The organism is Bradyrhizobium sp. ISRA464 (genome assembly GCF_029910095.1).
In the GTDB taxonomy this organism is placed as follows: domain Bacteria; phylum Pseudomonadota; class Alphaproteobacteria; order Rhizobiales; family Xanthobacteraceae; genus Bradyrhizobium.
Map to the genome: position 1 here is coordinate 5,417,207 of NZ_CP094526.1, position 26,481 is coordinate 5,443,687.

The 26,481-nt window shown below is 64.6% G+C and carries 25 protein-coding genes; 18 read left to right on the forward strand and 7 right to left on the reverse strand.

Going from position 1 to position 26,481, the window contains the following annotated elements; translation table 11 throughout:
- The first annotated feature begins 148 nt into the window (after positions 1-148).
- On the forward strand, positions 149-1,081 hold the full coding sequence (locus tag MTX19_RS25360) for a DUF2336 domain-containing protein (RefSeq protein ID WP_280979832.1): 933 nt from the start codon (positions 149-151) through the stop codon (positions 1,079-1,081).
- On the opposite strand, the gene MTX19_RS25365 is transcribed toward MTX19_RS25360, so the two are convergent.
- From MTX19_RS25365 to MTX19_RS25375, 3 genes are all read right to left on the reverse strand, one after another.
- Positions 1,078-1,422: a DUF1491 family protein gene (locus MTX19_RS25365; protein ID WP_280984879.1), complete on the reverse strand. Its 345-nt coding sequence runs from the start codon at positions 1,420-1,422 to the stop codon at positions 1,078-1,080. The two genes, MTX19_RS25360 and MTX19_RS25365, sit on opposite strands and share 4 nt — an antisense overlap.
- Before the next feature lie 237 nt (positions 1,423-1,659).
- Positions 1,660-2,409 carry a peptidoglycan-binding protein gene (locus MTX19_RS25370; protein ID WP_280979833.1) on the reverse strand — a complete coding sequence of 250 codons (750 nt, stop codon included), beginning with the start codon at positions 2,407-2,409 and terminating at the stop codon, positions 1,660-1,662.
- Complete coding sequence (locus MTX19_RS25375; protein ID WP_280979834.1) at positions 2,402-4,219, reverse strand: PAS domain-containing sensor histidine kinase; 1,818 nt, start codon at positions 4,217-4,219, stop codon at positions 2,402-2,404. The genes MTX19_RS25370 and MTX19_RS25375 overlap by 8 nt, the downstream gene beginning before the upstream one ends.
- A gap of 431 nt (positions 4,220-4,650) precedes the next feature.
- On the opposite strand from MTX19_RS25375, the gene MTX19_RS25380 reads away from it, so the two are divergent.
- Both MTX19_RS25380 and MTX19_RS25385 read left to right on the forward strand, forming a co-directional pair.
- Complete coding sequence (locus MTX19_RS25380) at positions 4,651-5,040, forward strand: DUF5330 domain-containing protein (RefSeq protein ID WP_280984880.1); 390 nt, start codon at positions 4,651-4,653, stop codon at positions 5,038-5,040.
- A 91-nt stretch (positions 5,041-5,131) separates the two neighbouring features.
- Complete coding sequence (locus tag MTX19_RS25385; RefSeq protein ID WP_280976947.1) at positions 5,132-5,563, forward strand: SufE family protein; 432 nt, start codon at positions 5,132-5,134, stop codon at positions 5,561-5,563.
- A 47-nt stretch (positions 5,564-5,610) separates the two neighbouring features.
- Here MTX19_RS25385 and MTX19_RS25390 read toward each other — a convergent pair whose 3' ends face one another.
- Both MTX19_RS25390 and MTX19_RS25395 read right to left on the reverse strand, forming a co-directional pair.
- The gene (locus MTX19_RS25390; RefSeq protein WP_280976945.1) at positions 5,611-6,024 is read right to left on the reverse strand and encodes a MucR family transcriptional regulator; all 414 of its coding nucleotides are present in this window, start codon (positions 6,022-6,024) and stop codon (positions 5,611-5,613) included.
- Between the two features lie 186 nt (positions 6,025-6,210).
- Positions 6,211-7,113, reverse strand: coding sequence for a DUF308 domain-containing protein (locus tag MTX19_RS25395; RefSeq protein WP_280979835.1), 903 nt, complete (start codon positions 7,111-7,113; stop codon positions 6,211-6,213).
- 338 nt (positions 7,114-7,451) lie between these two features.
- On the opposite strand from MTX19_RS25395, the gene MTX19_RS25400 reads away from it, so the two are divergent.
- Positions 7,452-9,101 (forward strand): glycosyltransferase family 39 protein, encoded by a 1,650-nt coding sequence (locus MTX19_RS25400; protein ID WP_280979836.1) that lies wholly within the window; start codon positions 7,452-7,454, stop codon positions 9,099-9,101.
- Between the two features lie 185 nt (positions 9,102-9,286).
- A complete protein-coding gene (locus MTX19_RS25405) occupies positions 9,287-10,066 on the forward strand; it encodes a class II aldolase/adducin family protein (protein ID WP_280979837.1) in 780 nt (259 codons plus the stop codon).
- Positions 10,067-10,180: 114 nt separating this feature from the next.
- Here MTX19_RS25405 and MTX19_RS25410 read toward each other — a convergent pair whose 3' ends face one another.
- Both MTX19_RS25410 and MTX19_RS25415 read right to left on the reverse strand, forming a co-directional pair.
- Positions 10,181-11,581 (reverse strand): M20/M25/M40 family metallo-hydrolase, encoded by a 1,401-nt coding sequence (locus MTX19_RS25410; RefSeq protein WP_280979838.1) that lies wholly within the window; start codon positions 11,579-11,581, stop codon positions 10,181-10,183.
- A gap of 98 nt (positions 11,582-11,679) precedes the next feature.
- Positions 11,680-13,293 carry a helicase HerA-like domain-containing protein gene (locus MTX19_RS25415; RefSeq protein ID WP_280979839.1) on the reverse strand — a complete coding sequence of 538 codons (1,614 nt, stop codon included), beginning with the start codon at positions 13,291-13,293 and terminating at the stop codon, positions 11,680-11,682.
- A 326-nt stretch (positions 13,294-13,619) separates the two neighbouring features.
- On the opposite strand from MTX19_RS25415, the gene MTX19_RS25420 reads away from it, so the two are divergent.
- From MTX19_RS25420 to MTX19_RS25480, 13 genes are all read left to right on the forward strand, one after another.
- Positions 13,620-13,985 (forward strand): DUF2267 domain-containing protein, encoded by a 366-nt coding sequence (locus MTX19_RS25420; RefSeq protein ID WP_280979840.1) that lies wholly within the window; start codon positions 13,620-13,622, stop codon positions 13,983-13,985.
- Positions 13,986-14,037: 52 nt separating this feature from the next.
- The gene (locus MTX19_RS25425) at positions 14,038-14,445 is read left to right on the forward strand and encodes a DUF4332 domain-containing protein (RefSeq protein WP_280979841.1); all 408 of its coding nucleotides are present in this window, start codon (positions 14,038-14,040) and stop codon (positions 14,443-14,445) included.
- 87 nt (positions 14,446-14,532) lie between these two features.
- Entirely contained in the window at positions 14,533-15,393 is an 861-nt protein-coding gene (gene folP / locus MTX19_RS25430; protein ID WP_280979842.1) for a dihydropteroate synthase, read from the forward strand.
- Entirely contained in the window at positions 15,390-15,770 is a 381-nt protein-coding gene (folB, locus tag MTX19_RS25435; RefSeq protein WP_280976935.1) for a dihydroneopterin aldolase, read from the forward strand. Before folP ends, folB begins: the two co-directional genes overlap by 4 nt.
- On the forward strand, positions 15,763-16,254 hold the full coding sequence (gene folK, locus MTX19_RS25440) for a 2-amino-4-hydroxy-6-hydroxymethyldihydropteridine diphosphokinase (RefSeq protein WP_280979843.1): 492 nt from the start codon (positions 15,763-15,765) through the stop codon (positions 16,252-16,254). The genes folB and folK overlap by 8 nt, the downstream gene beginning before the upstream one ends.
- Positions 16,255-16,359: 105 nt before the next feature.
- Positions 16,360-18,234 (forward strand): methylmalonyl-CoA mutase family protein, encoded by a 1,875-nt coding sequence (locus MTX19_RS25445; protein WP_280985522.1) that lies wholly within the window; start codon positions 16,360-16,362, stop codon positions 18,232-18,234.
- Positions 18,231-18,701, forward strand: coding sequence for a GFA family protein (locus MTX19_RS25450; protein ID WP_280979844.1), 471 nt, complete (start codon positions 18,231-18,233; stop codon positions 18,699-18,701). The genes MTX19_RS25445 and MTX19_RS25450 overlap by 4 nt, the downstream gene beginning before the upstream one ends.
- 39 nt (positions 18,702-18,740) lie before the next feature.
- Positions 18,741-20,897, forward strand: a complete 2,157-nt coding sequence (scpA, locus tag MTX19_RS25455; RefSeq protein WP_280979845.1) for a methylmalonyl-CoA mutase — start codon at positions 18,741-18,743, stop codon at positions 20,895-20,897.
- A gap of 32 nt (positions 20,898-20,929) precedes the next feature.
- Entirely contained in the window at positions 20,930-21,730 is an 801-nt protein-coding gene (locus MTX19_RS25460) for an RsiV family protein (RefSeq protein ID WP_280979846.1), read from the forward strand.
- 338 nt (positions 21,731-22,068) lie between these two features.
- Positions 22,069-23,133 (forward strand): IS630 family transposase, encoded by a 1,065-nt coding sequence (locus tag MTX19_RS25465; RefSeq protein ID WP_280979847.1) that lies wholly within the window; start codon positions 22,069-22,071, stop codon positions 23,131-23,133.
- 15 nt (positions 23,134-23,148) lie between these two features.
- Positions 23,149-24,600 (forward strand): rhomboid family intramembrane serine protease, encoded by a 1,452-nt coding sequence (locus tag MTX19_RS25470; protein WP_280979848.1) that lies wholly within the window; start codon positions 23,149-23,151, stop codon positions 24,598-24,600.
- A gap of 106 nt (positions 24,601-24,706) precedes the next feature.
- On the forward strand, positions 24,707-25,699 hold the full coding sequence (gene meaB / locus MTX19_RS25475) for a methylmalonyl Co-A mutase-associated GTPase MeaB (protein WP_280979849.1): 993 nt from the start codon (positions 24,707-24,709) through the stop codon (positions 25,697-25,699).
- A complete protein-coding gene (locus tag MTX19_RS25480; RefSeq protein ID WP_280979850.1) occupies positions 25,696-26,370 on the forward strand; it encodes a pyroglutamyl-peptidase I in 675 nt (224 codons plus the stop codon). Before meaB ends, MTX19_RS25480 begins: the two co-directional genes overlap by 4 nt.
- Positions 26,371-26,481: the final 111 nt, after the last annotated feature.

Consider the following 26,481-nt stretch of genomic DNA (forward strand, 5'->3'; position numbering starts at 1 on the left):
CGCCTTCACGACTTATTTTCCTTAACTGCCTCTTAAAGCAGCCCGCGTAGGCTCGCTTGCACAAGGATTCCCAAACTCGAATCGATACCGACGTCGCGTAACGCCCGAGATGAGCGCAGCTCCACTATTTCCCGGCTTTGATGGGCTGATGACGCTCTCCCGACGCGAGGGTGTCGACATCCGCCCCACCCTGCTGCGCGTCTTGACTGACCTCTATGTACAGGCAAGCGCCCACTCCACCGACGAAGAGCAGCAATTCGTCGAGCTGACGTCGCGCCTGATCGACGAGGTCGACGACGCGACCCGCGCTGCCGTCCGCGCCCGCCTTGCGATCTATCCGGCAACGCCCGCCAGGATCCTCGACAAGCTCGGGCTGCGGTGCGCCGATGCTGGCCAGCCGATCGCGGCTGCGTCTCCCATTCCCGCTCCCGCGCCGTCGGCGCCAGCGGTCAGGGTCCCGACCGAAGCCGAGTTGCGGATGGCTGCGAGCCTGTCGATGCGGCCGAACGATGCGGCCGAAATCTCCGACGTGTTCTTTGCCGCCGGTGCCGGCGAGCGCGCGCGGATCCTGCATAATCTGCAGGACACGCCGCTGAAGGCCGCCGCGCGAATTCCGGCCGACCGCGCCGCGCGCGCGATCCACATCCTGGAGATGGCGGCGTTCGCCGAGGACGTCGAGAACTTCACGCTGGAACTCGGAGAAGCGTTGATCCTGTCATCGCGGATCGCCGCGCAAGTGGTGAACGATCCTGGCGGCGAGCCGCTCGCCTGCGCGATGCGGGCGCTCGACGTGTCGAGCGCGGCGTTTCAGCGGATCCTGATGTTCCTCAACCCGGAAGCGGGCTCATCGGTCAACTATGTCTACCGCCTCTCGCGGCTCTACGATCGGCTGAGCGAACGTTCCGCACTCGTGATGCTGGCGGCGTGGCGCGGCTCGACCATGGCGGTGGTCCGCGCCAAGTATCGCTCCTCGCTCTATGACGATGAGCCTCATCGCGCGCGTCCGGCGTCGTCGCTGACGCGGCCGACCGTGCAGCCCGGCAGTGCGCCGGCCATTCGCAACCACAAATCCGGAAGCTAGCTTTTCGCGAGGTCGAGAAAATGCCGCCCGGTGCGGTCCTCGGTCTCGACGATCCAGGCGTCGGGGTCGAAGCGGACCTCCTTGACCAATCGTTGCTCGACCGACGGCTCGGGCAACGGCTCCGGCGCGATCGGAACAAACAAGCGTTCGACCGGGCGGCTGTCGTCATAAACCGTCTGCGGCGCCGGCGCATACAGCATTGCGTTGCCATCCATCAGCGCCACCTTGACGAAGACGGCACCGGCCTCCTCGGCACCCTTCTTGCGGATCGCGCCGAACACGCCCTCAGTCTGGCAGCGGCGCAGATAGGCGGCCACCCATATGCTGGTTTTCAATCGCATGCGCGACCTATAGGCCAGCGGCGCGGCTCCGTGCAATCGCGGTGTCGAGCACCCCTACAGGTTGCCCCTCGCACCAGCCGTCCATATCCTCGCTGTCGCAGTGTGAGCCGCGCCTGGGTCGACGGGGCCATTCCGGATCCCGACGATCCGGAATCGGTGTTGATCGGGGGACGCAAGAAAGAGTTCTCCGACGAGGTCAGAGAGGTCCTGCTTGAGGACGTCAGTTGACAAGCGGAATCACTCGATCGGGTGGCCTATCATCGCGGTGAGTTCGTGAACCAGGCGATCGGACATCTGTCCGGTCACCGGGAGCTTCCGCGCCCGCTCGAACTTCGCGATCGCGGTCTGCGTATCCGCGCCGATCGTGCCGGTCGGCTTGAGCTGACCATAGCCATATTCGGTCAGCGCACGCTGGACCGCGGCGATGCGTCTTCCGGCCGGGCTCAGATGCGGGGTCGGGATCGGTGCCGGCGGACGAATGACGTTGGACGGCGCGGCGGCCGGCGGCGCAGCGGTCGACTTCATCACCAGATTGGTCATGGGGTCGGACGCCTTCGCCTCGGCCGGCTTGGCTTCAGCAGATTTTGCCTCGGCGGCCCTGGTTTCAGCCGGCTTCGTCTCCACCGGCTTCACCTCGACCGGCCTCGGCGTCTCCACGGCAGCGGGCTCGACCGACCGCGCTGCGGCTTCAGCCGGGCGCGGACGCGGCAACGGGCTGGTAACGGCGGCGACCGGCGCCGGCGGCGGAAGCGTCACGACCGAGCCGCCAAACATCGGCGACGGATGACGGCCAGCCTGCAGGAACAAGGCATTGATCAGGATCGCAACGATGACAGCCGCTGCCAGCACGCCCGCGACCATGTCCTTCGGACTGTAGAGCAGCACGCGCAGGAAGAGGCCGCGTTCTTCCTCGGCCTCGATCGCCATTGCCTTCGCGCCGCGGCGACGGCGCGGCGCCTCATCATCGTCCAAAGTCTTTCTAGGCACTTTTCTTCACCTGATGGGCTTGCTCTTGTAATCCGGACCGCAGCGCGGGCTTCAGCGGCGAGACATTGCTGGACGGTTCGGCCGCTACCGGCAGCGTGAACGCGAGCGGCAGCGCGATCGACACCGTGGTGCCCTCGCCGACCTTGCTTTCCACGCTCAGCTCGCCGTGATGGAGGCTGACCAGTCCCTTCACGATCGAGAGGCCAAGGCCCGTGCCTTCGTGCCGACGCTGATAGGTCTTGCCGGCCTGGAAGAATGGGTCGCCGATCCGCTTGAGGTCATCGGCGGCAATGCCGACGCCGGTGTCCGAGACACGCAGCTGCAGCCGCGATCCTTCGACCGCAGCCGATACCGTCACCCTGCCACCGCGTTCGGTAAACTTGATGGCGTTGGAGACGAGATTGAGCACGATCTGCTTGAACGCGCGCGGGTCGCCATTCATGACCGGCAAATCATCGGGAACGCGGGTCACGAGATCGACGCCGTTCTCGCGCGCCTTCAGCGCCACCAGGTTGCAGCAATTGACCAGCGCCGGCCGCGGGGCAAACGGCTCGGGAGAAATCTCGAAATTGCCGGACTCCATCTTCGACATGTCGAGGATGCCGTTGACGACGGACAGCAGATGCTGGCCGGAGTCGTGGATAAGCTGCGCGTACTCCTTGCGGCGCACGGCATCGAGGCCCAGGGCCTCCTCCTGCGCGATCATCTCGGAGAAGCCGATGATGGCGTTGAGCGGCGTCCGCAGTTCGTGGCTCATGGTCGCGAGGAAGCGCGTCTTCGAAGCATCCGCCTGCTCCGCAGCGTTGCGTGCCAGCTCCAGGGCTTGCTCCTGCACCTTGCGATCAGTGACGTCACGGATCACGGCGACGACCTCAGCTTCGCCGGAGGTCTGATCGAGCGGACGGCAGCGCATCTCCACCCAGATGAAGTCGGCCGCGACGGCCTGGCCCCGCGCCGCGTCGCGGCGCAGGCGGAACTCGACGCTGCGCGGCTCGCCGCCGCGCGCGGCATCCGAGAGCGCGGTGAGATAGGCCGGGCGGTCCGCTACATGAACGCGGTCGAACAGGCCGTGGCCCAACAGCCGCGGTGCCTGAACGCCGAGCATGATCTCGGCCGCGGGCGAAATGAAACGCACCGCACCGTTGCGGCTGTGCCGCGACAACACATCGCTGATGTTGTGCGCGAGCAGCCGATAGCGCTCTTCCTCGACGTAGAGCAGCGACACGGTGGTGCGCGCCAGCGACTCGGCGCCAAAGGCGAGCCCGGCTGCATAGAATATCGCCGACACGACGCCGAAGCCGCCCAACATGCTGCTCGCCGCGATCGCGGCGTCAGCAGCCGGCAGCACGTGATAATATCCGAGCGCGCTCAGCAACGCCGCGCAGGTCATCGCCAGCGCGAATGCAAAGGCCACCACGCGCCGCGACGCCGACAGCGCCGCCTCGATCGGAATGACGATGAGCCATACGGCGGCGAAGGACGTAATTCCACCGGTGGTCGCCGCGATCATCATCACGAGACCGGCGAGCGCCAGCGACGACAGCACATGCGCGCCCTCGTAGCGGCCGGTGCGCGACAAGAACCATGACAGCAGGATCGGCGCGATTAGCCAGGCGAAGGCCGCGACCTCGATCGCCGTAGGCGCACCGCGCATCGCAAGGAAGGCCGGGAAGGACGCGAGCGCAGCCAGGCTGCCGAGCAGCCGCGGCGCCATGAAGGCGCGATGGCGCGCACGCGTCAGCGCATCATATTGCGCCGACGGATGCAGCAGCGCATCGAGGCAATCGCGAATTAGACTCACAACACTCACAGCACTCGCGCTTCGGCTCGATCGTCGGACAGACGCGCCGGAACGCCTCCTTGGTGATTGCAGGTCAACGTGTCAGAGCGAACTTAAGCGAACGCTAAGGCGAGGCGTCCCGCCACCAAACACCGTGCATTCGCGAAGCTTTGGCGCGCTATTCACCGCGCATTTGTCAGGGATGGTGAACGGCAGGTTTCCGGACGTGACGATCTATGGTTTCGAAATGGTGGACACGCCCGATCCGGCACATCAGGCCTCGCCGCACGTCATCAATCGAAAATTTACGCCGAATCAAATCAGGCGGATTTTCCGCGTTTTTTCGGCGGATTTACCTCAATGCAAACACTTCCGATTTATCGAGCGATGCTACGTGTGAGCCAAATGCGGCATCGACCGCATGTGAAGCAAAAGACAAGACAGACGACCGGGGTCGCGCCATGTTTTTCCTGTTGCGCTTGGCATTCTGGCTCGGGCTGGTGCTCGTGCTGCTACCGAGGGACAAAACACCTGAATCGGACAAGGTGCCGCAGATCAGCGCATCGGACGCGGTCTCGGCTGCGACCGCGACGATTAGCGACATGGGTCAGTTCTGCAAGCGCCAACCCGCTGCCTGCGAGGTCGGTGGCCAGGCCGCGACCGCGATCGGCCAGCGCGCAACCGACGGCGCGCGCAAGCTCTACCAGATCATCACCGAAAAGAAGGCCCCCGATCACACGGACTCGATCGGCGGAGACGATTTGGACGCTGCGTCGGCCATGGCCGCATCCGGCGACACCCTGACGGCGGACGATCAGGCGATCGAATTCCACCCGCCGCCGACGCCGTAACCCGCAAATTAAGCGGGGAACCAGGTCCATTTCCGTCGCTTTCGCGGCCCGCCTTCCTATATAAGCCGGTAAGAACGGAACGCAGGCCGCAATGACGACGATCGACGAAATCAGGGACAATTTTTCGCTGCTCGACGAGTGGGACGACCGTTACCGCTACGTCATCGAGCTCGGCCGCGCGCTCAAGCCCCTGTCGGAGGCAGAGCACTCGGCCGAGAACAAGGTGCAGGGCTGCGTCAGCCAGGTCTGGCTGTCGAAGCGGATCGAGCGCGACGCCGATGGCGAACCGCGGCTGATCTATCTCGGCGACAGCGACGCCCATATCGTGCGCGGCCTGGTCGCGATCGTGCTGACCCTGTTTTCCGGTCACACGCCGAAGGACATCCTGGCCACCGATGCGCTCGCGCTGTTCGACGAGTTCGGCTTCCGCGACCACCTGACGCCGCAGCGCTCCAACGGCTTGCGGTCGATGGTCGAGCGCATCCGCAACGATGCGCGCGAGGCACTGGCGTCCGCCGCGTAAAGCCACGCTTCCTTCGCGCGGACCGCGTCCGCGTCGCTGGAAACGCTCTACTTTCGCTTTCGCGCCTGCTGGCCCAGCCCCATCTTCTTGGCGAGCTGCGAACGCGCCACCGCGTAGTTCGGCGCCACCATCGGGTAGTCGGCCGGCAGCCCCCATTTGTCGCGATACTGCTCCGGCGTCATGTTGTACTGCGTACGCAGATGGCGCTTGAGCGACTTGAAGCGCTTGCCATCTTCAAGGCACACCAGATATTCGGGCGTGATCGACTTCTTCATCGACACCGCAGGTTTGGCCGGCTCGAGCGGCGCATCGTTGCGTCCGGTCGAGACGCGCAGCAGCGCGGCGTGGACCTGGCTGATGAGGTTAGGAATATCCGAGGCCGGGGTCGGATTGTTGCTGAGATAGGCCGACACGATATTGGCCGTCAGTTCGACCGGACTCTTGCCCGACGTATCAGACATGGCTCAACCTTCCCTGTGCTCTCGAAGGGCGCGGCACCCGAGTGCCGACCGGTCAGTATCCGGCCGCAACAATACCTCCGCAGAATCTCGTACTACTTTGCGTATATGAGCGAACTACAGGGAATCTGACAAGAACGGCGATGGTCTATGTTCAAAACCGGGCTCGCCGCAAGTATTGGCCTCAAATCAAGGCCGCTGCTCCAGGTGCGACCGGAGTTCGTCGATCGAGGCAAACCGCATCATGCCCTCGGGCATCTGCGCTTCGATCGATCCGTCCGAATAAAGCGAATAGGCCATACCGTCCACGACACCGGACTTGAGCACCGTCACCGGGGGCTGCTCCTGGGGCGCCGGCGGGTGGCCGGGCGATGGCGGGGCAGCCGATGGCGGGGCGGCCTGGGCCTCTCCGAAAGTCGAGGGCGTGCGGGCGCCCCGCCGCGGAGCAACATCGACCGACCGCGGTCGCTCCGCTTTCGGCCAGGCATCGTCGAAGGTGGCGGGTGAGGACTCGCCGGCCTCAGCCGGATTCGGGCGAAGCTCCGGCGCCAACAGGTCCGGAGGCAGCGGTTCTGCGGTCCGGGTCTGAGTACGCTCGCGCTCCTTCCGCGAGGTCGAGGAAAACAGCAGGTTGCGCCGTTTAGGCGGCGCCGGAGGGGCGTCTGGAGCCGCGCCGGCAGGCGCGGGCGATGGCACCTCGCCAGGGGACCCGCGCGAGGCGATCTCTTCGTGCCACGGCGGCCGGGCGGACGAAGCCGGCGATGACGGCGCCAGCGGCGGAGGCGCCACGGCGTGGGGGTCCCGCTGGGACGGGAAAGGGATCTCACCAGGGCTGCGCGGGGAAATTGCAGGCGCCGGCAATGGGAGCTCGGGCGCACCCGCTGCAACGGTACCAAGCCGCCGGGCGATGTTCTGGAGTTCCCGGACGGCCACGGCGATCGCCAGCACGATGGCGCCGGTGCACACTCCGGTCACGCCGGCCATGATCAACGTGCTGCCGACACTGAATTCCTTGTAGGGAATTCCCAAGCCGATCGCCGCCAAGCCTGCCAACACCAAGCCCGCGCCGACGACCCACAGAGCAACCATCATCGAACTAACCCCCGGGCGGCCCGCATGAAAATCGCCGCGGCCACCAACGCCACGATACCGTCATATTGCCCACACCGCCAACCGCCAATTGTGGACGGAGTTCCCGAAAATCTCATTACAACCGGCAGTGCGGGCCTCCCGTCAGGCCTGGCGCCGGTCCTCCAGGCAGCGATTCCCCTAAATCTACTGCCTACGAAATACTGCTAATTTATTGCAACGCTTCGGGGAAATTACGCCACAATTACCAATTACTTGGAAATGGAACTGCGCTATATGGACGCCGGGGAATGAGGCCCTAAAGCGCCAACTGGGCCACAGGGACGCCGGTACCAATAGCCATGTCATCCATCACGACGTCTGCCATCGATACGCCGGCGCGGCGCTCGGTGGAAAAGACCTGCGACGATCTCGCCATCCTGGTCCTCGGCGTGGTCGCCGTCGTCGCTGGTCTCACCTTTCGCGATTACGGACTGGGCTGGGACGACTACACCCACGCCGAATACGCCGATCTCCTGCTGCGCATGTACCGTTCCGGCTTCAAGGACACCAGCGCGCTGTCCTTTGCCAACCTCTACATGTATGGCGGCGGCTTCGACATGGCGGCGGCATTGCTGCACAAGGTCATTCCGCTGGAGCTGTTCGAGACGCGCCGGCTGCTCGGCGCCATCGTCGGCGTGATCGGGCTTGCGGTCACCTGGCGGCTGGCACGGCGCGTCGGCGGTCCGCTGGCCGGGCTGGCGGCGCTCCTGCTGCTGGCGCTGTGTCCGACCTTCTACGGCCACATGTTCATGAACCCGAAGGATGCGCCGTTTGCCGTGGCAATGGTGTTCCTGATCATGGGCCTCGTTCGTCTCGCGGAAGAATATCCGGCGCCCTCGCCGCGCACGATCCTGATCGTCGGCTTCGGCGCCGGCCTGTCGCTCGGATGCCGGGTGCTCGGCGGCCTCGCGCTGATCTACGCGGCGATCGGATTCATCCCGCTCTGGATCGATGAGTACCGCAGCCAAGGCCCGCGGGAGGCCGTCCGGCGCTTCGCGCATGTGGTCTACGTGCTGCTGCCGGGGCTCGTGTTCGGCTATCTCGTGATGGGCCTGATCTGGCCCTGGTCGATCATGGAGCCCGGACATCCGCTGGAAGCGGTGACCTACTTCTCGCACTTCTTCGAGAAGCCCTGGAAGGAGATGTTCGACGGCGCACTGGTGTCGGTGCCGGACATGCCGTGGTCCTATCTGCCGACCCTGTTCGCGCTGCAGCTTCCGGAGGTGCTGCTGGTGCTGCTGATCGCGGCCGTCGTCATCACCTTCATGTCGCTGTCGCGCAAGGAGGTGCCGGCGCGGCGCAAGACCATCATGCTGATGCTGATGCTGGCGGCGATGCTGCCGCTGGTCATCGCGATGGTGAAGCGGCCGGCGCTCTACAACGGCATCCGTCATTTCATCTTCGTGATCCCGCCGATGACCGTGCTGGCCGGCGTCGCATTCGCCCGCGGCATCGATTGGCTCGGCGAGAAGCGCCGCGCTTGGCAGCCAGCCGCACTCGCGGTGTTCGCGTTCGGCCTGCTGCTGCCGCTCAGCGAAATGATCCGCCTGCACCCGTATCAGTACACGCACTTCAACCACATTGCCGGCACGGTGCGGACCGCCGACAACTACTTCATGCTGGACTATTGGGGTCTGGCGCTGAAGCAGGCGTCCGACGGGCTGCGCGAGCAGTTGGCCGAGCGGCAAGAAGTCCCGCCGCAGGACCGCAAGTGGAAAGTCGCGGTCTGCGGTCCGCAACGTCCGGCCCAGGTCGCGCTCGGTCCCGACTTCACGATCGGCTGGGACAGCAAGGGCGCCGACTTCGCGATGACGCTCGGCGAGTTCTACTGCAAGGGCCTGGCCGCGCCCGTGCTGGTCGAGATCAAGCGCGACGACGTGGTGTTCGCCCGCGTCTACGATATCCGCGGCCGCAGCATTTCGAGCCTGCTCACGATCCCGGCTCCTTAAGGGCCGATGTCTTCACAGCAAATCGATCGCGCGTCGGCGCGGTATTGGAGCATGATCGTTTCCGATCATGCCCCAGCCGTCACACGGCGGCATGACTGTCACGCCGGAGCGCGGCCTTGCTGCGCTCAGGCCGCAACGCTAGGCTTCCCTTGAACAGCAGCAGCCATCAACGGAGCAAATCGACCATGTCGCCAGCGGAAGCGCGCCTGAAGGAAGTGCCGTCGGATATCAGCGCGGCGGAGTGGGAGCAGCGGGTCAACCTCGCCGCCTGCTACCGGCTGGTTGCCCTCTATGGCTGGGACGATCTGGTCGACACCCACATTTCCGCACGAGTGCCGGGACCGGAGCATCACTTCCTGATCAATCCCTACGGCCTGATGTTCGATGAAATCACCGCGTCGAGCCTGGTCAAGGTCGATCTCGACGGCAATCAGCTCTCCAAGAGCGACTACAGCATCAACCCGGCCGGCTTCACCATCCATTCGGCGATCCACGAGGTGCGCGAGGACGCCGGCTGCGTGCTCCATCTGCACACGATCGACGGCACCGCGGTGTCGAGCAGCCCCGACGGACTGCTGCCGCTGAACCAGACGGCGCAGCTCGTCACCCACGACCTCGCCTATCACGACTATGAAGGCATCGCGCTCGATCATGACGAGCGCCCGCGCCTGCAGCGCGACCTCGGCCACAAGAACCACATGCTGCTGCGCAATCACGGCACGCTGACGGTCGGCCGCTCGGTCGCCGCGGCGTTCGAGCGCATGTACCATCTGGAGCGGGCCTGCTCGATGCAGGTGGCGACCCGCGCGCTCGGCCCGATCGCCTATCCGGTCGAGCAGCAGGCGATCGACAAGAACACCGAGCTGCTGTCCAATCCCGACCGCGCCGAGCTGCGTTCGACCCAGCTGGTGTGGCCGCCGCTGTTGCGCAGGCTCGACCGGGTCAATCCCGGCTACCGCAGTTGAATTTTCACAATCTTCGCGTAGATTAGCTGCCAACACCCTCTGCACTATCGGAATCAAACGCCGCCCAATTCCGGGCGGCGTTTTTACGTGCGGCAACTGCTCCGCGCTTCGCGCCTATTTGGCGTCCGCGAAGGCCGCGAGAATCCGCGCCCAAGAGCGGATGCCCTTGTGGAAGCTCTTGAGGTCATACTTCTCGTTCGGCGAATGGATGTTGTCGTCGTCGAGGCCGAAGCCGACCAGCACGCTGTCGAGCCCGAGCGTGCGCTTGAAGTCGGCGACGATCGGGATCGAGGCGCCGGAGCCGATCAGGAGCGCCTCCTTGCCCCATTCGTCGGTCAGCGCACGCCGGGCGGCCGCGAGCGGCTTCATGTTCCAATCGAGCGCGATCGCCGGCGCGCCGGCATGGTCGATGAACTCGACCTTGCAGTCCGCCGGCACGCGCGCCCTGACGTAGTCGCGGAACGCCTGCCGGATCTTCTCCGGGTCTTGTCCCTCGACCAGGCGGAACGAGACTTTCGCCGATGCCTCCGCCGGGATCACCGTCTTCGAGCCCTCGCCGGTGTAGCCGCCGACGATGCCGTTGACGTCGCAGGTCGGACGCGAGGAAACCTGCTCGATCAGGAGCCTGTCCTTCTCGCCGGCCGGCACCGAGAGGCCGATCGGCTTGAGGAAGCTTTCCGGCGTCAGATTGAGCTGCTTCCATTGCGCCAGGATGTCCGGCGGCAGATCCTTCACGCCGTCGTAGAAGCCGGGAATGGTGATGTGACCGTTCTCGTCATGCAGGCCGCCGAGAATGCGCGTCAGCACGCGGATCGGATTCTGCGCACCGCCGCCGAACACACCGGAATGCAGGTCGCGATTGGCGGCCTTGATCTTGACCTCGTCATACACCAGTCCGCGCAACGAGGTCGTGATCGCCGGCGTGTTCGGATCCCACATGCCGGTGTCGCAGACCAGCGCGAAGTCGGCCTTCAGCTCGGCCTTGTTCGCCTCCAGGAACGGCACGAAGTTCTTCGAGCCGACCTCTTCCTCGCCCTCGATGATGACGGTGATGTCGACCGGCAACGACCCCGTCACCGTCTTCCAAGCGCGGCACGCCTCGATGAAGGTCATCAGCTGACCCTTGTCGTCCTCGGCGCCGCGCGCGACGATGATCTTGCGGCCGTCGGCGTGGTCGGTGACCACAGGCTCGAACGGCGGACGATGCCAGAGATTCAGGGGATCGACCGGCTGGACGTCGTAATGGCCGTAGAACAGCACATGCGGGCGCCCGTCGGTGCTGCCGGTGAACTTGCCGACCACGGCCGGATGGCCCGCGGTCGGCCGCACCTCGGCCTGGAAGCCGAGCGTTGCGAGATCCGCGGCGAGATGATTGGCGGCCGCCTTGCAGTCCTTGGCGAAGGCCGGATCGGCCGAGATTGACTTGACCCTCAGAAGCGTGAACAGCCGCTCGAGACTGTTGTCGAAATCGGCATCGATGCGGTCGAGGACCGGCTGCAGCTTGACGTTGGACATCGCGGACATCCTCTTGGTGAACGTGGCACCGGGTTGTAGCCCGCTGCCCGCCGGAGGCAAAGCGCCGGCCCTTATTCGTGGCGCGCCGGCGCGGGATGTTACCTGCGCAACAATCCGCCGAGCGCACCGCGCACGATCGCGCGGCCGATCGACCCGCCGACGGAGCCGCCGACCGACTTGCCGAGATCGGCAACCACGCCACCGACCACCCTGTCCGTGACCGAGCGCGTGACATTGCGCGCGATCACCTGCCCGGTCGACAGCCGGCCACGCTTGACGTTGGTGCCGAAGATCTCGGCGGCGATCGCACCGATATGGCCGAGGATGCCGCCGCCCTCCGCGCCTTCCGCCGGCGCCGCCGTTGCGGCGAGCCGCTTCTGGATGATCTCGTAGGCGGATTCGGCGTCGATCGCGGTGTCGTATTTGCCCTTCACCGGACTTGCATCCATGATCGCCTTGCGCTCCTCGGGCGTGATCGGCCCGATCCGCGCCGATGGCGGCCGGACCAGGATGCGCTCGACCATCGACGGCGTGCCGCCGCCCTCGAGGAACGACACCAGCGCCTCGCCCTTGCCGAGCTCCATGATCACGCGCGCGGTGTTGAGCTTCGGATTGGGGCGGAACGTTTCCGCGGCCGCAGCAACGGCCTTCTGGTCGCGCGGCGTAAAGGCGCGCAGCGCGTGCTGCACGCGGTTGCCGAGCTGCGCCAGCACCTTGTCGGGCACGTCGATCGGATTTTGCGTGACGAAATAGACGCCGACGCCCTTGGAGCGGATCAGCCGCACCACCTGCTCGATCTTGTCCATCAGCGCCTTTGGCGCATCGTTGAACAGCAGATGCGCCTCGTCGAAGAAGAACACCAGCTTCGGCTTCGGCAGGTCGCCGGCTTCCGGCAATTCCTCGAACAATTCCGAGAGCATCCAGAGCAGGAACGTGGCGTAAAGCCGCGGACTCTGCATCAGCTTGTCGGCGACGAGAATGTTGACCATGCCGCGGCCGTCGCGATCGGTCCGCATGAAGTCCTTCAGCGTCAGCGCCGGTTCGCCGAAGAATTTCGTGCCGCCCTGGTTCTCGAGCACCAGAAGCTGACGTTGAATGGTGCCGACCGTCGCCTTGGACACGTTGCCGTAGCTTTGCGCAGCCTTACGGAGCGGCGCCAGCGGATCTTCCTCGTCATCGGCGGCCTTCTTGCTCCCGTCGGGAGCGACCGCATCGAGCAGAGCGCGCAGATCCTTCATGTCGATCAGCGTAAGGCCGTTCTCGTCGGCGACACGGAAGGCAACGCTGAGCACGCCTTCCTGCACGTCGTTGAGATCGAGCATTCGCGAGAGCAGCAGCGGACCCATTTCGGTGACGGTGGCGCGCACCGGATGCCCCTGCTCGCCGAAAACGTCCCAGAACACGGTCGAGAACTGGTCGGGCTGGAAGGTCAGCCCCATCTCCTGGGCGCGCTTGACAATGAAGTCCTTGGCCTCGCCGACTTCGGAGATGCCGGAAAGATCGCCCTTGATATCGGCCGCGAAGACCGGGACTCCGGCGCGCGCAAAGCCCTCCGCCATGACTTGAAGCGAGACGGTCTTGCCGGTTCCCGTCGCACCGGTCACGAGGCCGTGCCGGTTGGCCAGCGCGAGCGTCAGCCACGCTGTCTCGTCACCCTTGCCGATAAAAATCTTCTCGTCGGTATCGGCCAGCTTGTTGTCGGAAGTCGCCATCGCTTGGTCTCTTCGCAAAGATAGATCGGCCTCGGTTGCCGAACCCACAGCAATCATATTGCATCTTGCCGGTCGAATGAAACTGTCAGTGTGCGCTGACATACATTGTCGCTCCGAGGTTCCTCATACTTTCTTCCCTGTCGCGCGAAGAAAACGAGTGCGCATTGCGACAAGATGGCGTGAATCCGGCGCTCACTCTTGCATCGGTGCAACACTTGCAATGCGATCGAAAACTGAACGGCGCGGATCGCTTGTATTTCGTGGCACAGACGCTCAAGATGAATTGTTAATAAATATCCGGCAAGAACCGGATGAGGCGGGGCAAGATGGACGAACTGGTTGGACGGCTGGCCGCGAAGGCCGGCATCGATGGCGCTGTCGCTGAAAAAACCATCGGCATCGTTCTGGGTTTCCTCCGTAACGAGGGACCTTCCGACAAAGTCCAGGCTCTCATCGACCAAATCCCCGGCGCCGAAGCGGCAATCGCCGCCTCCAACAACAGCGGTGGTCTATCGCGGTTGATGGGCGGCGGACTGATGGCCGTCGGCACCCGACTCATGGCGCTCGGCTTGAGCATGAGCGAGATTCAGAAAATCGCGCGTGAACTTTTCGTGTTCGGTCGCGACAAAATCGGAGCTGATCAAATGGGCGAGATCATTTCGGGGACGCCGGGCCTTAGCCAATTTGCCTGAAGCACGTCTCACGCCTTGCGGATACGCTCCCTTCTACCTGCACACGAGTATCATGACATACCCCCTCTCCGAGATCGACGGCCTGTCCCCCTATTGCGCAGCAAAACTGAAATCACAGGGTATCCGCACGACCGAAGCGCTGCTTGAAGCCGCCCGCACCGTCAAGGGACGCAAGGCGCTCGCGGCCAAGACCGGGATCAGCGAACAGCAATTGCTCGAGTGGGCCAACATCTCCGACTACATGCGGATTCCGGGTATGGGCAGGGCGAAAGTCGGCCTGATGCGCGCCGCCGGTGTCACCACGGTGCGCGAGCTCGCGCACCGCAATCCGTCGCGGCTGGCTCAGAGCATGAAGGACGCCAACCTCAAGCGGAAGCTCGTCCGCGTCATGCCGTCCGAGAAGTCGGTCGAGTTGCTCATCGAACAGGCGCGCAAGCTGCCTCCCAAGATCACCTACTAGCCCGCCTGAAGGCTCCAGGTCGCCGCCGGCGCCAGCCTTGCTTCGCCATGCCTTGACTTGCCGGCGCTGTCAGCGCAAAGCGACCGCATGATGGCGACCAAGCCCATATCGTCAGCCGCAGCCGGCCCGGCCGGACGCGCGCTGCTGCCGACGTTGCTGTCCAAGCCCTATCCGGCCGTGATGGGCATATTGAACGTGACGCCGGATTCATTCTCGGACGGAGGGCAGTTCATCGCGCCCGAGCAGGCGCTGGCGCAGGCCCGCAAGCTGGTCGCTGACGGCGCCGACATCATCGACATCGGCGCGGAGTCGACCCGCCCCTACGGCTCCCAACAACCAGTCTCGGCGGACGACGAGTTGAAACGGCTGAAGCCGGTGCTGGCCGACGTCATCGCGCTCGGCGTACCGGTCTCGATCGACAGCATGAAGTCGGAGGTCGTGGCCTGGGCGCTGGACCAGGGCGCCGCGATCGCCAATGACGTCTGGGGCCTGCAGCGCGATAGCGGCATGGCCCCCCTCGTCGCCGCACGCGGCGTGCCCGTGATCATCATGCACAATCGCGAGCAGGCCGATCCGGCGATCGACATCATGCATGATATTGCGGCCTTCTTCACCCGCTCGCTCGACATTGCGGCCGGCGCCGGCATTGCGTCCGACCAGATCGTGCTCGATCCCGGCATCGGCTTCGGCAAGACGCAGGAGCAGAGCATGACGGTGCTGGCGCGGCTTTCCGAGCTCGACGCGTTCCGCCTGCCCGTGCTGGTCGGCGCGTCGCGCAAGCGCTTCATCAGCACGGTTGTGCCGTCGGAGCCGCGCGAGCGGATCGGCGGCTCGATCGCGGCGCATCTGATCGCCGCGCAGAATGGCGCCCGCATCATCCGCGCGCATGACGTCGCGGAAACCGTTCAGGCGCTGCGGGTGGCTGCAGCAATCAAGGGACAGCAATGACCGATACGATCTTCATCACCGGGATCGTCATCCATGCCCGTCATGGCGTGATGGAACATGAGACCGAGGTTGGGCAACGTTTCGTCATCGATCTCGAGCTCTATACCGATCTCTCGGAGTCCTCGCGCACCGACCGCCTTTCCGACACCGTCTCCTATTCCAACGTGGTGGCGACCGCGACGTCGGCGTTCAAGGACACGAACTACAAGCTCTTGGAGCGCGCCGCCGGTGCGGTGGCCGACGACATCCTCAGTGCATTCCCGCGCATCAGGGCCGTCAAGGTCACCGTCCACAAGCCGCACGCCCCGATCGCCGCGATCTTCGACGATGTCGGCGTGGTGCTGACGCGCTCACGGCATCCGCCGTCCCATGGCTAGCGTCCTGATCGCGCTCGGGGGCAATGTCGGCGACGTCCGCACGACATTCCGCAAGGCCATCGCCAATATCTGCGGCATGGCGCAGGCCGCCCTGCTGGCGCGCTCGTCGGACTATTCGACGCCGCCCTGGGGAGAGGAGCAGCAGCAAAGCTTCATCAATGCCTGCATAGAGATCGAGACCAGCCTCGATCCGCATGCGCTGCTGTTCACGCTGCACAAGATCGAGACCAGGTTCGGCCGCGACCGCGCCAACGAGCGGCGCTGGGGGCCGCGCACCCTCGACCTCGACCTGATCGCCTATGACGACGTCAAGCTGGACAAGCCGGAACTGACCCTGCCGCACCCGCGCCTGTTCGAGCGCGCTTTCGTGCTGGTGCCGCTGGCCGAGATCGTTCCCGATCGCCTGATCTCCGGCCGCCGTGTCGCCGACGCGCTGGCCCAGGTTTCCGCCGACGGTATTTTCCGTCTGCCGAACCTCGATTAAGGTCCAATATCCCCAAAACAACTGTTTGGCTTGGCCGCGCACCCGTGGCAATTTCCGGCCAAATCAGGAGGCCCTCGCAGGGCTGGCGAAGGATATATTGGGCGGATGACGACCACGACTGACGATTTGCGGCTGGCAGCGGATTTTCAACCAGCAACCTATGAGGACTGGCGCAAGCTGGTCGACGGCGTGCTGAAGGGTGCGCCGTTCGAGAAACTGGTCGGCAAGACCTATGACGGACTGAAGATCGATCCGATCTATCGCCGCGCCACCAACACCGGCCCGATCGCCGGCCGCGCAGCCGTGGCCCCCTGGCGGATCCTGCAACGGATCGACCATCCCGATGCCGCGCAGGCCAACGTGCAGGCGCTGCACGATCTCGAGAACGGGGCGACCGGCCTCGAATTCGAATTCGCAGGTGGTCCCGGCGCGCGCGGCTTCGGCCTCGCCGACGCCAGCAAGCAGACATTGGCCAAGGTTTGCGACGGCATCCATCTAGACGCCGGCATCATGATCGCGCTCAACCCAGTGATCGGACGCGAGAACGCCGGCGAAACGTTTGCCGACGTCGTGGAAGCCCGCAAGATCGATCCGGCCAAGCTCGACCTTCACTTCAACTATCAGGCGCTCAGCACGGTCGCGGTGCGTGGCGCCGCGGCTGCCGCTTGGGCCGATTACGAGCAGCCGTTCGGCAAGGTCGTCAACGGCCTGATCAAGCGCGGCTTCAAGGGACCGTTCGTGCTGGCCGACGGCCGTCCGGTTCACGACGCCGGCGGTTCCGACGTGCAGGAGCTCGCTTTCACGCTTGCGGTGGCGCTCGCCTATCTGCGCATGCTGGAAGCGGCTGGCATCGATCTCGATGCGGCGCGCGCCGCAATCTCGTTCCGGCTCAGCGCCGACGCCGACCAGTTCCTGACGCTGGCGAAATTCCGCGCGCTGCGGCGGCTGTGGGCACGGGTCGAGCAGGCCTGCGGGCTTGCGCCGAAGCCGATCTTCGTCAACGCGCAGACCGCGTGGCGCATGCTGACCCAGCGCGACGCCAATGTGAACATGCTGCGCGCGACCATGGCGACGTTTGCGGCCGGCCTCGGCGGCGCGAATGCGATCACCGTGCTGCCGCATACTCTGGCGCTCGGTTTGCCCGACGAGTTCGCCCGGCGCGTGGCGCGCAACACGCAACTGGTCCTGCTTGACGAAGCAAACCTCGCAAAGGTCTCCGATCCCGCGGCGGGCTCCGGCGGCATCGAGACGCTGACGTCGCAGCTTTGCGAAGCGGCCTGGGCGATGTTCCAGGAGATCGAGAAGGCCGGCGGCGTCTTCGCTGCGCTCCAGCTAGGCCTGATCCAGAACAAGGTCGCCGCGACCCGCACGGCACGCGAAGCCAACGTTGCGAAACGCCGCGACGTGCTGACCGGCGCCAGCGAGTTCCCGAACCTGCATGAGGCCGACATCGCGGTGCTGGACGTGAAACCTTCAGTCCCGATCGCCCCGGCCGATGCGACGATCAAGTTCGACGCACTGGCGCCGACGCGCCTTGCCGAACCGTTCGAAGCGCTGCGCGACAGGTCGGATGCGGCGCTGAACGCGAAGGGTGCGCGGCCAAAGATCTTCCTTGCCAATCTCGGCACAGCGGCGGATTTCACCGCACGCGCCACCTTTGCCAAGAGCTTCTTCGAGACCGGCGGCATCGAGGCGATCGACAGCGAGGGCTTTGCCGACGCGGCGGCGCTGGCCACGGCCTTCAAGGCCTCCGGCGCGGCAATGGCCTGCATCTGCTCCTCGGACAAGGTTTATGCCGACCGTGCGGCTGATGCCGCCAGGGCCCTTCACGGAGCCGGAGCGAAGCATATCTATCTAGCGGGACGGCCCGGCGACCAGGAAGCGGCATTGCGGACGGCCGGCATTGGTGAGTTCGTCTTCGCCGGCGGCGACGCGCTGGCGACATTGCGCGACGCCTATCGGCGGCTGGAGCAAGCATGACGGCTGAAGCACCATCAAAACCCGTTCTGACCGGCGGCTGCCAATGCGGCGCCGTCCGCTTTGCGGTATCGACAGCACCAACCCGGATCAGCATCTGCCACTGCCGGATGTGCCAGAAGGCCTCCGGCGCGCCGTTCGCCTCCTTCGCCGAGGTTGATCGCAACGATTTCACCTGGACCCGCGGCAAGCCCGCCGCGTTCAGGTCCTCGTCGATCGCCGAGCGCGACTTCTGCGCGGCTTGCGGCACACCCTTGAGCTTCCGCCGTATCGACGGACCGCGGATCGAGATCATGACCGGCGCCTTCGACCGGCCGGACCGGGTGGTGCCGACGCAGCAATTTGGAAGCGAGTCCCGGCTCGGCTGGGTGGTTGGTATTGCCAATCTGCCGAGCCAGACCACGATGCAGAATTACGGCCCGGAGAAGATGGCGACCATCGTCAGCCACCAGCATCCGGACCATGATTGAGGGGCGTCGCAAGACGATCCGAGTGATATGATGGACAACATGAGCCGCATACCAAATTTCGCCGATATCGCTTTTGAGAAGGTCGGCGGTGGAGCGCCCGCCACGAACGCCGAGCCGTGGCTGACGCCCGAGGGCATCCCGGTCAAATCCGTCTACAGCGAGGCCGACCTCGAAGGCATCGACTTCCTCGAGACCTGGCCGGGGATCGCGCCTTATCTGCGCGGTCCCTACCCGACCATGTATGTCAACCAGCCCTGGACGATCCGCCAATATGCCGGTTTCTCCACGGCGGAGGATTCCAACGCCTTCTATCGCCGCAACCTCGCGGCAGGACAGAAGGGCCTGTCGGTGGCGTTCGACCTCGCCACCCACCGCGGCTATGACAGCGATCATCCCCGCGTCTCCGGCGACGTCGGCATGGCTGGTGTCGCGATCGATTCCATCTACGACATGCGCACGCTGTTCGCCGGCATTCCGCTCGACCAGATGAGCGTGTCGATGACCATGAACGGCGCGGTGCTGCCGATCCTCGCGCTGTTCGTGATCGCCGCCGAGGAACAGGGCGTGCCACCGGAGAAGCTGTCGGGCACCATTCAGAACGATATTCTGAAAGAGTTCATGGTGCGCAACACCTATATCTATCCGCCGGTGCCCTCGATGCGGATCATCTCCGACATCTTTGCCTACACCTCGCAGCGGATGCCGAAGTTCAACTCGATCTCGATCTCCGGCTACCACATGCAGGAAGCCGGCGCGACGCAGGACCTCGAGCTCGCCTATACGCTGGCCGACGGCGTCGAATATCTGCGCGCGGGTCTCGCGGCCGGGCTCGACGTCGACCGCTTCGCGCCGCGGCTGTCGTTCTTCTGGGCGATCGGCATGAACTTCTTCATGGAAGTCGCCAAGATGCGCGCCGCGCGGCTGTTGTGGGCCAAGCTGCTCAAGCCGTTCAACCCGAAGGATCCGCGCTCGCTGTCGCTGCGCACGCATTGCCAGACCTCCGGCTGGTCGCTGACCGCGCAGGACGTGTTCAACAACGTGATGCGCACCACGATCGAGGCGATGGCCGCGACGCAAGGCCATACCCAGTCGCTGCACACCAACGCGCTCGACGAAGCGCTGGCGCTGCCGACCGACTTCTCGGCGCGCATCGCCCGCAACACGCAATTGTTCCTGCAGCAGGAGAGCGGCACCAACCGCATCATCGATCCCTGGGGCGGCTCCTATTATGTCGAGCGGCTGACCCGCGATCTCGCGGCGAAAGCCTGGGGCCATATCCAGGAGGTCGAGGCGCTGGGCGGCATGGCGAAGGCGATCGAGGCCGGCGTGCCGAAGCTCCGTATCGAGGAGGCCTCCGCCAAGACGCAGGCGCGCATCGACGCCGGCCGCCAGGCCGTGATCGGCGTCAACAAGTACAAGCCGGAGAACGAGAAGCCCATCGACGTGCTGAAGGTGGAGAATTCCACCGTGCGGCAGCTGCAGATCGACAAGCTCGCGCGGCTGAAGAAGGAGCGCAACCAGAAGGACGTCGACGCAGCGCTTTCGGCGCTCACCCGCGCGGCCGGCGAAGGCAACGGCAACCTGCTGGCGCTGGCGATCGACGCGGCGCGAGCGAAGGCGACCGTCGGCGAGATTTCGGATGCGATGGAGAAGGTGTTCGGCCGGCACCGCGCCGAGATCAAGTCGATCACCGGCGTCTACAAGCGAGAGGCAGCGACCATGTCCAACCGGGTCGGGAAGGTGCAGGCCCTGATCGATGCGTTCGAGGAGGCCGAAGGCCGCCGTCCTCGCATCCTGGTGGCAAAGATCGGCCAGGACGGTCACGACCGCGGCCAGAAGGTGATCGCATCCGCTTTCGCCGATGTCGGCTTCGATGTCGATATCGGGCCGCTGTTTGCGACCGCGGACGAAGCCGCCCGCCAGGCGGTCGAGAACGACGTGCACATTCTCGGCGTCTCGTCGCTGGCGGCCGCGCACCTCACCGCGGTGCCGGAGCTGAAGGCCGCGCTGAAGAAGCATGGCCGCGAGGACATCATGATCATCGTCGGCGGGGTGGTGCCGCCGCAGGATTACGATGCGCTGTACAAGGCTGGCGCCGAGGCGATCTTCCCGCCGGGCACGGTGATCTCGGATGCCGCCGAGGAGCTGATCCACAAGCTCAACGCGCGGCTCGGCCACAGCGAGGCGGCAGAGTAGCTCTGCCGCCTCCGTCCCGAACGGAGTTTTCCATGCGCGCCGCTCGCATCACGACGCCTGCCCGCATCCTATGTCTTGCCGGCGTGCTTGCCTGCCTCAGCCTTCCCGCGCGTGCCGACGATCCCAAGCCCGATGCATCGGTCAAGAACAACAGCGTTGAGGCCAATGTCTATCTCGACGACAAGATCAAGGCGGATGCGGCCCTGGCCGCCGATTGCCTGGCCGAAGGCCGGAAGTGGATCGACAAAAATGCGGCGGAGGCGGCTTCCGCCCGCAAGGAGGAGCCGGAGTTCTTCAAGGACCGCGGCGGCTGGTCGTTCGGGCGCAAATATTCCGTGCGCTCCGTGGTCGACAACCGCTATGTGAGCGTCCTGCGCGACGACTATATGGACACTCACGGCGCGCATCCGAACTCCGATGTCGACACCATCCTGTGGGACTCGGCCGAGAAGAAGCGCATCAGCATCCGCCCCTTCTTCACTGAGACCGCCGACAATGGTCCGACCCTGAAGGCGATGCGGAAGGCCATCGTCAGCGCGCTGAACGCGGAGAAGAAGAAGCGCGGCGCAAGCGAGACGGCAACGGCCGAGTGGTACAAGGAGCTCAAGCCGACGCTGCTGAAAATCGGCGCCGTGACGCTGGCGCCGTCGACGGAAGCCGGCAAGAGTTCAGGCCTCACCTTCCATTATCCGCCCTATGCCGTCGGCCCCTATGCCGAAGGCCAATATGTCGTCGTCGTGCCCTGGGAGACGCTGAAGCCTTATCTCACCGCAGAAGGCGTCAGGATCTTCGGCGGCGCCCGGCCGAAGGGCGATGAGGACGATCCGGGCTAGCACTGACGCCTGGCTCAAATTTCGAAATTGAACACGTTTTGGTTGTAAATTTAGGAGGCACTGCGTAGGGTCGCGTCCGTAGGTTCATTTCGAGAGTTCATACATGACTTACATTGAGTCACCTTTCGATTCCGGCGATGCAAACGTGTCCTCCGAGACCTTTTGCACCTACCTCGCGAAGCAGTTCATTGCAAAGAAAGGTTTCGAGGTCGCCCGGATTCCCGAGATTAAGCGACTGTACGACGTCTGCGCGATCGTTCTCACGCGCTCCGACGGTTATACGTTCAGTGCGCTAGTACCCACTTTTCTTGGATCGTGAGTCGTGATTCAAGATATGGATGATACCCGAAGCAAGAGAAGTCCACCTTTCGAGGAAAGATCGCAAGGTGCTTGAGGCGTGCTGTCGCTCACCGATGACGTTGCTGCGCGATTTGAAGCGGGCGCGGATAGTTCTGTTGGCGGCGGACGGGCGCAGCACCCGATCGATCGCCAAGGAAGTTGGGGTCCAGCCGCGGATTGTCAGCCTTTGGCGGCATCGTTATGCCGACCAAGGCCTTGAAGGGCTGCAAGACAAGCCGCGCCCGGGCAAGCAGCCGATCTATACGAAGGCCACGGACAAGCGGATTCTGAAGCTGCTGGACCAGCCGCCCCCGCAAGGGTTCGCACGCTGGACCGGGCCCCTGCTGGCCGAGGCGCTGGGCGATGTTGACGTCCAATATGTCTGGCGGTTTCTGCGCAGCCACAAGATCGACCTCGCGGCTCGCAAGTCCTGGTGCGAGAGCAACGACCCGAACTTCACGGCCAAAGCCGCCGATGTTGTCGGCCTCTATGTCGCCCCGCCCGCGAAGGCCATTGTGCTGTGCGTGGACGAGAAGCCCTCGATCCAGGCTTTGGAGCGAGCGCAGGGTTATCTGAAACTGCCCAATGGCCGCGCCTTGACCGGCCAGAGCCACGACTACAAGCGGCATGGCACCACAACATTGTTTGCGGCACTCGAAGTCGCCACCGGGAAGATCATCGCGACGCATTCAAAACGGCGGCGCCGCGTCGAGTTTCTCGGCTTCATGACCAGCGTCACCGCGGCCTTTCCGGGCCGGAAGCTTCACGTCATCCTCGACAATCTCAACATCCACAAGAAGAACGAGGACTGGCTCAAGGCCCATCCCAATGTGCAATTCCATTTCACGCCGACGAGTGCGTCCTGGCTCAATCAGGTCGAGGTGTGGTTTTCGATCCTGCAGGGGCAGTCGCTCAGCGGCACCTCCTTCACAAGCCTCAAGCAGCTTCAGGATCACATCGATGCCTACGTCACCGCATACAACGGCAGAGCCGAGCCCTTCGTCTGGACCAAGAAAAAGGTCCGTCAACGCCGATTCAAAGGCCGCCGTATCACCCAGCTCTGATTCCGGGTACTAGGGATGGTCGATCGCGAAGCACGGCCCGATGCGACCTTCAGCATCCCAGCGGAAGAGCTGGAAGAGATCGGCGAGGCCTGCCTAAAATATTCCGGACGGGTCAACGGAAGGACGATGCCGGTCGGCATTGGAGTCCTTGAGATCGGTCCGGGTACGCTGGATCAACAAGCCCGACTACAGGCATTCAGACGATCGTCCCTCCGCGCCAGGGTCATTCCATTTGGCATGATCGTCGACACAAATTCCCGCTCGGTCTGGAGCAGTCAAACGCGCGGGTTCTTGAAGGGGCCCTATCACGGCTTCGTCGAGAAGCTTCTCACGGTGCCGCGCGAAGCCAATCTGGATCTAACGCCACCGGTTGTCGCCACGTCACCCTCCTCATTCCCGTTCGTCACCGCATCTATCCTGCTGGTGCTGGCAGCCGTGTTCGCGGCAGAGATCATCTTCGGGATCGGCCCATGGACCAAGCTGCTGCAGCCAACCAATGTTACGTTGGTCGCATTCGGCGCCATCATGAAGTCTTTCGTCCTGCAATCCGGTGAGTGGTACCGCCTGCTATCTGCTCCGTTCCTGCATGCCGATATCGGCCACCTGATCATGAACGCGATCGCATTGTGGCTCGCCGGCCGCGTGCTTGAGCCGCTGGTCGGCCGTGCCTGGTTCGGAACCATTTACGCCATGGCAGCGCTCTATGGTTCCGTGCTCTCAGTGACGCTCAATTCTGCTACGACCCTTGTGGTTGGTGCATCCGGCGCAATCATGGGCCTGTTCGCGGCAATGCTTGTCATCAGCGCCCATTTTCCTCCCGGAGCCATCCGGACCAGACTGCAGATGAGCGCGATCTACGTCCTGATCCCATCGTTGTTGCCGCTGGCGGGCGCCTTGAAGGGACACAAGGTCGACTATGCCTCCCATTTTGGAGGAGCTTTGGGTGGCGTCGCTATTGGCCTTCTCATACTCGGCATCTGGTCACGCAGCGAAGCATTGCCGAGATTCCGGCGCGCCGCTGCAGCGATTGCCCTCGCAAGCGTCGCAGCGTTGATCTATCCTGCAATGTCCGTGTCCCACGCCTACAGCGGCATGTCGTTTGCGAGCCAACTCATTCCCGCGAACGAGCTTCCCAAGACCAGTGCGGACATGCGCACCCGCGCCACGGAACTGATCGCAAAGTACCCGCACGACCCCCGACCACGCTTCATCAGAGCTGCCGAACTGCTGGACGCCAACGACCCGATCGGCGCCGAACGTGAAGCTCGCGCTGGTCTGGCTGACGAGGATAGCTGGCGTCAGTTGCTCGTTCCGCAGTTCGGCAACAACCTTCGGGTCGTGCTCGCCCTTGCAATCAACAAGGACCGTCATGAAGAGGCATTGCAGACCGCACGTCCGGCCTGCGACGCCATCAAGGATGGCCCGATGCGCAGGTTGCTTGACGACCGGAAACTATGCGGAACGTAAATCGCCGAATGAGCGAAACCCTGATACCGGTCCGATCCCGCAACCGCCATGGATAACGGGGAATCTGCCCTCGCCTGCAACGGTCAGCCGTTGTAAACCATGCCCCATGACGTCGCCGAAGACTGCCTCTCCCGACATCCATGCCCTCGCCCAGCAGCTCCGCGCCGGCCAGCGTGCGGCGCTCGCCCGGGCGATCACGCTGGTGGAGAGCCGCCGCAGCGACCATCAGGCGGCGGCACGCGACCTGGTGCAGGCGCTGCTGCCCGACACCGGCAAGGCGGTGCGGGTCGGCATCACCGGCTCGCCCGGCGTCGGCAAGTCGACCACCATCGATGCTCTCGGCATGTTTCTGATCGAGCACGGTCACAAGGTCGCGGTGCTGGCGGTCGATCCTTCCTCCGCGCGCACCGGCGGCTCGATCCTCGGCGACAAGACGCGGATGGCGCGGCTTGCGGCCTCCGATCAGGCCTTTATCCGGCCCTCGCCTTCCTCGGGTACGCTCGGCGGCGTCGCGGCGAAAACCCGCGAGGCGATGCTGTTGTGCGAGGCGGCCGGCTTCGACGTGGTGCTGGTCGAAACCGTCGGCATCGGCCAGTCCGAGACCGCGGTCTGCGATATGACCGATTTCTTCCTGGCGCTGATGCTGCCAGGCGCCGGCGACGAGTTGCAGGGCATCAAGAAAGGCCTCGTCGAGCTCGCCGACATGATCGCGATCAACAAGGCCGACGGCGACAATATCAAGCGCGCCAACCTCGCTGCGGCCGAATATCGCAGCGCGCTGCACATCCTCTCGCCCCGCTCCGAGCATTGGCATCCGCCGGTCGAAACCTATTCGGCGCTGTCGGGTACCGGCCTCGACAAATTGTGGAAGAAGATCCTCGAGCACCGCGCCGCGATGGCCGCCTCCGGCGAGTTCGCCAGCCGCCGCCGCGAGCAGCAGGTGAAGTGGATGTGGTCGATGTTCGAGGGGCGGATGATGGCGCGACTGCGCGCCGATGCCGCGATCCGGGCGAAGGTGAAGAAGATGGAGAGCGACGTCGCCGACGGCCGCATCGCTCCCGCGCTCGCCGCCGAACAGATCGCAGAGATGCTGAGGTGAGCGGCAAGCTGCGCCTCCTCGTCACCGGCTTCGGGCCGTTCCCGGGCGCGCCGTTCAACCCGACCATGGCGCTGGTGAAGCGGCTGACCGAGCTGCGCCGCCCGGCCTTCGACGACGCCGCGCTGACGAGCCATATCTTCGATGTCACCTATGCTGCCGTCGATCGCGAATTGCCGGAGCTGCTCGCAACGCATCGCCCGCAGGCGCTGTTGATGTTTGGGCTGGCCGGCCGCACCGGCTATTTGCGGATCGAAACCCGCGCCCGCAACGCGGTGACCACGCGCTTTCCCGATGCCGGCCGCCAGCACGCGCGCAAGGGATCGATCGCCGACGGCGCCGATGCCCGAATGTTCGGGCCGCATTCGGAGAAGCTGCTGCGCGCCGCGCTTGCAACCGGCATCGACGCGCGCCTGTCGCGCGATGCCGGCAGCTATCTCTGCAACTATCTGAGCTGGCGCGCGATCGAGGCCGTGGGCCGCAACGGTGGCCTTCACCTTGCGCAATTTGTCCACGTTCCGCCGCTCGCCCATGACGGAACGGCGGCGCGTGGCATGTCGTCGATTGCGCTCGAACAACTTGTCGATGCCGGCGAGGCGATGCTGATGGAGCTGGTGAAACTGACCCGGCAGGCTACGCTCACCGGCATGCATGATCGCTGCACCGGGGGTTAACCCTACCGCTAACAATTGCCCTGTTCCGCCGGCCCATTCACCATGGAGCGCCGCGTTTCGCGCTACGTAGCAAGGGCGAACGTCATCGCTCGCGTCTGCGAGGGCCATGCA

Bases quoted from the DNA above. Each gene is read 5' to 3' on its own strand.
- MTX19_RS25360 (WP_280979832.1), top strand. From the start codon at position 149: ATGACGCTCTCCCGACGCGAGGGTGTCGACATCCGCCCCACCCTGCTG.
- MTX19_RS25365 (WP_280984879.1), bottom strand. From the start codon at position 1,422: ATGCGATTGAAAACCAGCATATGGGTGGCCGCCTATCTGCGCCGCTGC.
- MTX19_RS25380 (WP_280984880.1), top strand. From the start codon at position 4,651: ATGTTTTTCCTGTTGCGCTTGGCATTCTGGCTCGGGCTGGTGCTCGTG.
- MTX19_RS25385 (WP_280976947.1), top strand. From the start codon at position 5,132: ATGACGACGATCGACGAAATCAGGGACAATTTTTCGCTGCTCGACGAG.
- MTX19_RS25390 (WP_280976945.1), bottom strand. From the start codon at position 6,024: ATGTCTGATACGTCGGGCAAGAGTCCGGTCGAACTGACGGCCAATATC.
- MTX19_RS25395 (WP_280979835.1), bottom strand. From the start codon at position 7,113: ATGATGGTTGCTCTGTGGGTCGTCGGCGCGGGCTTGGTGTTGGCAGGC.
- MTX19_RS25400 (WP_280979836.1), top strand. From the start codon at position 7,452: ATGTCATCCATCACGACGTCTGCCATCGATACGCCGGCGCGGCGCTCG.
- MTX19_RS25405 (WP_280979837.1), top strand. From the start codon at position 9,287: ATGTCGCCAGCGGAAGCGCGCCTGAAGGAAGTGCCGTCGGATATCAGC.
- MTX19_RS25410 (WP_280979838.1), bottom strand. From the start codon at position 11,581: ATGTCCAACGTCAAGCTGCAGCCGGTCCTCGACCGCATCGATGCCGAT.
- MTX19_RS25415 (WP_280979839.1), bottom strand. From the start codon at position 13,293: ATGGCGACTTCCGACAACAAGCTGGCCGATACCGACGAGAAGATTTTT.
- MTX19_RS25420 (WP_280979840.1), top strand. From the start codon at position 13,620: ATGGACGAACTGGTTGGACGGCTGGCCGCGAAGGCCGGCATCGATGGC.
- MTX19_RS25425 (WP_280979841.1), top strand. From the start codon at position 14,038: ATGACATACCCCCTCTCCGAGATCGACGGCCTGTCCCCCTATTGCGCA.
- folP (WP_280979842.1), top strand. From the start codon at position 14,533: ATGATGGCGACCAAGCCCATATCGTCAGCCGCAGCCGGCCCGGCCGGA.
- folB (WP_280976935.1), top strand. From the start codon at position 15,390: ATGACCGATACGATCTTCATCACCGGGATCGTCATCCATGCCCGTCAT.
- folK (WP_280979843.1), top strand. From the start codon at position 15,763: ATGGCTAGCGTCCTGATCGCGCTCGGGGGCAATGTCGGCGACGTCCGC.
- MTX19_RS25445 (WP_280985522.1), top strand. From the start codon at position 16,360: ATGACGACCACGACTGACGATTTGCGGCTGGCAGCGGATTTTCAACCA.
- MTX19_RS25450 (WP_280979844.1), top strand. From the start codon at position 18,231: ATGACGGCTGAAGCACCATCAAAACCCGTTCTGACCGGCGGCTGCCAA.
- scpA (WP_280979845.1), top strand. From the start codon at position 18,741: ATGAGCCGCATACCAAATTTCGCCGATATCGCTTTTGAGAAGGTCGGC.
- MTX19_RS25460 (WP_280979846.1), top strand. From the start codon at position 20,930: ATGCGCGCCGCTCGCATCACGACGCCTGCCCGCATCCTATGTCTTGCC.
- MTX19_RS25465 (WP_280979847.1), top strand. From the start codon at position 22,069: ATGATACCCGAAGCAAGAGAAGTCCACCTTTCGAGGAAAGATCGCAAG.
- MTX19_RS25470 (WP_280979848.1), top strand. From the start codon at position 23,149: ATGGTCGATCGCGAAGCACGGCCCGATGCGACCTTCAGCATCCCAGCG.
- meaB (WP_280979849.1), top strand. From the start codon at position 24,707: ATGACGTCGCCGAAGACTGCCTCTCCCGACATCCATGCCCTCGCCCAG.